The sequence below is a fragment of the Photobacterium alginatilyticum genome (assembly GCF_009910675.1).
Lineage (GTDB): Bacteria > Pseudomonadota > Gammaproteobacteria > Enterobacterales > Vibrionaceae > Photobacterium > Photobacterium alginatilyticum.
This window is the reverse complement of sequence record NZ_RSEJ01000061.1, coordinates 1-4,731: the sequence shown is the minus strand read 5'-3', so window position 1 is coordinate 4,731 and position 4,731 is coordinate 1. Positions and strand designations below refer to the sequence as shown.

Sequence of the window (4,731 nt, the reverse complement as noted above, 5' to 3'; positions counted from 1 at the left end):
GCTGGCGTTAGGCATGGGAAAAGACTGCTTTTGGATCTGGTCGTAACCGCATCGCCCAAGAACGGGAAATCTTAGGCCATTCGTTCATCGTAGGGCTGTCCTTAAAGTTCTGGGAAGTGCAGGTTGCTCCGTTCTTTGCTGCCTCAGACGATGGCAATAAACATTCATAGTTTCCTCGATACAAAGCAGTGAATGGCTTGTCGTTTACTCAACCCATCAGTTTAGTGAGCAGCCCCGATTAGCGCCGCATCAGGCTGTCATGCAAATGTAGCTGGCTTTAAGGTGCTGATAGTATTAGTGTTACTTGAGACTTAGTGCATGCTGTATCCCATGGTTGGCAGCGGACTGCGCTGGAAGTTCGGCGGCCAGGTAGTGAAGCCACAAGTGGAAATGCCTAACAAAGCAATCAAGGTGACCCGTTACACTCGGCATTTTTGGTTCGAAGTTCGGTGCGCTTGGTTAGTTAATCGTGGGGCACCTTATTGCAAGCGTTAACTCTAAAAGGTAAGTAAAGTGTTTCAAAACAAGTTATTTAAGTTTCGTTGTTTTAGTGAATATTCAATATCAGACTTAAACAATAAAACTATGTGGTTCAGTTATGCAAATGACTTCAATGATCCATTTGAATTTCAGTATAAATTAGACATTACAATTCCGACTGAGCGTGAAGCCTTAGAAAATTGGCTGACATCGAAAGATGCAAGCCTTGCAGAGATTACTTACGTAAAGCAAGCTCCAATAGAAGATCTTATTGACTCGGCTCAAAAATTAACTGAAAGCACTGTCAAAAATCACATTACTCCTTTATCAGATCGGTTTAAAACAAGAATAATATGTTTGTCACAAGAGTGTACTGACCCTTTGATGTGGTCGCATTATACCGATGGTATGAAGGGTTTTGTCATTGTTTACAATCAATTTAAAACATTAGATGATGATTATTTACCGATGTTACCAGTTAAATATGTTCGTACACCACCAACTATTACCTTAGATGATTTAAAACTTGATAGCAGGGATGAAGGGTTCCTCTTAAATCAGAAATTGATTGCATCAAAGCATGATCGCTGGGCGTATGAGAATGAAGTTCGTTTTATCTCATGTCCTGAGTCAGGGCATGAAATGTTATCGCGAATTAAGTTACGAAATGGTGGTATTTTAGATCTTCCTGACAACTCCATTCACGGAGTTATCGTGGGTGAGAAGATGCCAGCGTCGAATCTAAAGTTACTGCAAACAATATGTACTCATAACCAGTATAAAATGTATAAAGCGAGTATTTCTTCGGGTGAATATCAAGTAGAAATAAGCGAATTTTAGAGTTAACAAGGCAATCAAGGTGATGCATTACACTCGGCGGTTTTGGTATGGAGTTGGGTGCGCTTTGTTGGTTAAGTGGGGCACACCTTATTGCAGGCGTTATGCCTCAGATAAAATAGCCCTAGTCATTCGCTAGGGCTATTTGTTTTTGGATAAATTGAGTATTAAATATCGTAGTTGCAATATAAAATTCTTGTTTTAAATTGGACTTATATATCGAGGTGATTGAAAAGCTAGTTACTACCTTTTTACAAAACTTGGGTCTATGTATTGATGCAGATACGGTAGGTGCGTCAGCCTCTTCATGAAGTTGCTGTATCAATGCGTCAGCAAGACCATACTTATCACTAGATCTTTGCTTTTTCTTACTATCGCTCTTACTTTTTCTGTATGTAGATAGCCGCGTTACATTATCACCCATTAAATATCTCCACTACGCTACTTGAAATTACTCTCATCATTCGAGTCTGCATCATTCAGAAACGCATCAATAGCACGTTCTGTTGTACGTTTTACTATTTCATCTACACCGCCGAGGGTTTTTAATCTACCGTTGCGAGCAGCACCTCCGTAGGTGTTGTTTCCGGTTCTTGGGTTTTTGTATGGTCTGCAAAATGAGTCTGACATGGTAATTCTCCTTGAAGTTGACTCTTTAAATCTCTACTTGCCATTTTTACGATTTTTGTCTGATTTTAACAATTGAGTTACACGAGGTGCTGATATATCAAGAGTATCTGCAACCCTTTTCTGTGCTCCCCTTGTATTGTTTGGATCTTTTTGTTTCTCAATTTCAACTAACTCTGCTACGTATCTCGACTTACCACTACCAGTCATACCGTGGTAAGCTGCTTTAGCTTGTTGTTTTTGCTGAAGCTCTAGAGCTTCTTGTTTGTTTTTCAGCTCTTTAATCGCATCTGTTGTTTTTTGAAAGCCTGCGACAACAGTAGTCATAATTTGCTCTAGTGGATCTGGTGACTGCACTGACATTGGGTTCTCCTAGATAGGTTTCCTTAATGAGTTCGTTAACTATATCTTAATGAGTTCGTTAAGTAAACCTTAATGTTTTTGTTAAGGCGATGGTGAGTGGCGGATAGGCATAACAAGGCAATCAAGGTGACCCGTAACACTCGGCGGTTTTGGTTCGGAGTTCGGCGCGCTTTGCTGATTTTGTGTGGGGCACCTTATCGCAGGCGTTATATGCCAAGTATCATATTATGATTGGTTAATTTTTATAGGAGGCTAAGTTGCCTGAAGAAGTAAGGTCATCATCGTTTGGTGACAATCAAGTAAGAAGTAGTATTTCGGGTAAAACCGCAACAGGTGTTAATCGCTCTTTAGTTAATAGACCTCTGACTATGACTGGAATGGCGATAATTTCCCTATCAATGTCATCATTATTTGGCTTAATCCGTTATTTTGATCAAACTACTTTTATTCAAGCAATTAGTGTTGGTTTAATTGTGTTAGGGGTCGCGCTAGTTATTATTGATGAGTTGTTTGTAGGGAATAGGCAAAATAGCAAACATGTAAATAATGAAAAGCGGATTCGTAGCGAGTTAGACAGTAAGTATAATGACCTATATGAAAAAATCCAAGAAATAGAAAACCGTAAGAACGTTTCAACCGTTGATTTAAGTGACTCAGACTATAATGATATTTTAGAAAAAATTCGAAGCAGTGTTGATTCAAAATTAACTGATGATGTTTTAGAAAAAATAACATCGAGTACAACAATAGAAACTGAGTTCGATTATGTAGCTCAGGCTAGCCATAAGTTTAGAGAAAGGGTTGAACGAGAAATTTATACCTTATCTGGCAGAGCTAATGTTAACCTATTCATTGGTAGTGTTACGACAATACTTGGTATTAGTATATTAGCTTACATGTTAGTTGTTGGTGGGTTTACTTATGACGCAAATAATTCATTAACTGGAAATGTATTATCTGATTATATGCTTTATTACATTCCAAGATTGTCAGTTGTAGTTTTCATAGAGGTGTTCTCATATTTTTTTCTTAGGCTATATAGGGCTAACTTAAATGATATGAAGTATTTCCAAAATGAGTTGACAAATATTGAAAGCAAACTTACAGCTTTAAATTTGGTTGTTCAGACTAATGACCAAGTATTAAGAAAGTCGGTAGTTGATAGCTTACTTTCTACAGAGCGGAATTTCATCCTTAAAAAAGGTGAAACAACGATTGATCTTGAGGTAAGTCGGATGGATGCTCAAAAATCGGCTGAGACTACAAAGATTTTGCAAAATGTGCTAAAGGAGACTAAGTCTCTGATTAAGCTACCAAAGTAGGCATATAACAAAGCAATCAAGGTGATGCATTACACTCGGCGGTTTTGGTATTGAGCTCGGTGCGCTTGGCTGGTTCAGTGGGGCACACCTTATTGCAGGCGTTATAAGTAGTTAATTGGGGTTAAGTATTATTAATGAAAAACACAGAAAACTTTAAAACCCTATGGTGGGGAATCCTTGTTGTCGTAATCGGATTTTACTTATTTGGACGTTACGACCAACTAATTGAGGGGAAACCGTCATATTTTGATGTGGTTGTATTTTTAGTTTGGGTTGGTGTAAGTTTGGCTCCTATTTTCCAAGAAATGGATATCTTTGGGGTTAAGTTGAAGCAACAAGTTGACGAGTTAAGAAAAGATTTAAGTTATCAACTTTCAATACTTAAAACTGAAATTAAATCGTCAATTGATGTTTCATCTGCAAATCAAAATAACATTTCAGTGAATACGTCACAGGAACCTCCTAAAGACTCTGAAATCCCTCAACTTAAAGAAGAGATTAATAAAATCCTTCAGGAAAAAGGTATCGTTAATACTACTGGAAACCAACTTCCTGCTGTTGATGATGTCTCTGTAGAGTTGTTTAAGGTACGGTTAGCGTTTGAGAAACTTGTAATGTCATATACATATGATAATCGACCAATGATAAGTTCTGACGGTCGTCGTCGAAATAGTTTCTCGTTAGGTCGGGTTATAAATGAGTTACGGAAATTATCACCAATTTCTCCTGATGTATTAGGAGGAGTAAGTGAAGTAATTTCAATTTGTAATTATGCAATTCATGGTGAAAAACCATCTGAAAATCAATTAGATTTTGTACGGAGTTCATCATCGAACTTGTATCAAGCGTTGGAAAGTGAATTTCGTACACACTACTTATAACAAAGCAATCAAGGTGACCCGCTATACTCGGCAGTTTTGGTTTGGAGTCCTGTGTGCTTTGCGGGTTCAGTGCGGGGCACCTTATTGCAGGCGCTGGCGGATCCCCACATAATTTACGCACGATAATTGTTCCTTGCCATTAGAATTAGGGTGGATTGCGCCCAACGAATTGCTGAATCGTTGATGTGATATTCCAGCCGTCGGAAGACCTCTTTTCCTAG

General features: G+C 38.4%; 6 protein-coding genes. 3 read left to right on the top strand and 3 right to left on the bottom strand.

The features are described 5' to 3' along the window. Nucleotides 1-513 precede the first annotated feature (513 nt). A complete protein-coding gene (locus EIZ48_RS30005) occupies nucleotides 514-1,320 on the top strand; it encodes a DUF2971 domain-containing protein (RefSeq protein WP_160658522.1) in 807 nt (268 codons plus the stop codon). A 121-nt stretch (nucleotides 1,321-1,441) separates the two neighbouring features. On the opposite strand, the gene EIZ48_RS27565 is transcribed toward EIZ48_RS30005, so the two are convergent. The 3 genes from EIZ48_RS27565 to EIZ48_RS27555 are packed head-to-tail and all read right to left on the bottom strand — an operon-like array spanning nucleotide 1,442 to nucleotide 2,307. Further along, a complete protein-coding gene (locus EIZ48_RS27565) occupies nucleotides 1,442-1,741 on the bottom strand; it encodes a hypothetical protein (RefSeq protein ID WP_160658521.1) in 300 nt (99 codons plus the stop codon). Nucleotides 1,742-1,758: 17 nt separating this feature from the next. Further along, nucleotides 1,759-1,947: a hypothetical protein gene (locus EIZ48_RS27560; RefSeq protein ID WP_160658519.1), complete on the bottom strand. Its 189-nt coding sequence runs from the start codon at nucleotides 1,945-1,947 to the stop codon at nucleotides 1,759-1,761. A 33-nt stretch (nucleotides 1,948-1,980) separates the two neighbouring features. Beyond that, the gene (locus tag EIZ48_RS27555) at nucleotides 1,981-2,307 is read right to left on the bottom strand and encodes a hypothetical protein (protein ID WP_160658517.1); all 327 of its coding nucleotides are present in this window, start codon (nucleotides 2,305-2,307) and stop codon (nucleotides 1,981-1,983) included. 257 nt (nucleotides 2,308-2,564) lie between these two features. On the opposite strand from EIZ48_RS27555, the gene EIZ48_RS27550 reads away from it, so the two are divergent. Both EIZ48_RS27550 and EIZ48_RS27545 read left to right on the top strand, forming a co-directional pair. Continuing rightward, nucleotides 2,565-3,629, top strand: coding sequence for a hypothetical protein (locus EIZ48_RS27550; RefSeq protein ID WP_160658515.1), 1,065 nt, complete (start codon nucleotides 2,565-2,567; stop codon nucleotides 3,627-3,629). A gap of 134 nt (nucleotides 3,630-3,763) precedes the next feature. Next, nucleotides 3,764-4,510 carry a hypothetical protein gene (locus tag EIZ48_RS27545; protein WP_160658513.1) on the top strand — a complete coding sequence of 249 codons (747 nt, stop codon included), beginning with the start codon at nucleotides 3,764-3,766 and terminating at the stop codon, nucleotides 4,508-4,510. The last annotated feature ends 221 nt before the right edge of the window (nucleotides 4,511-4,731 follow it).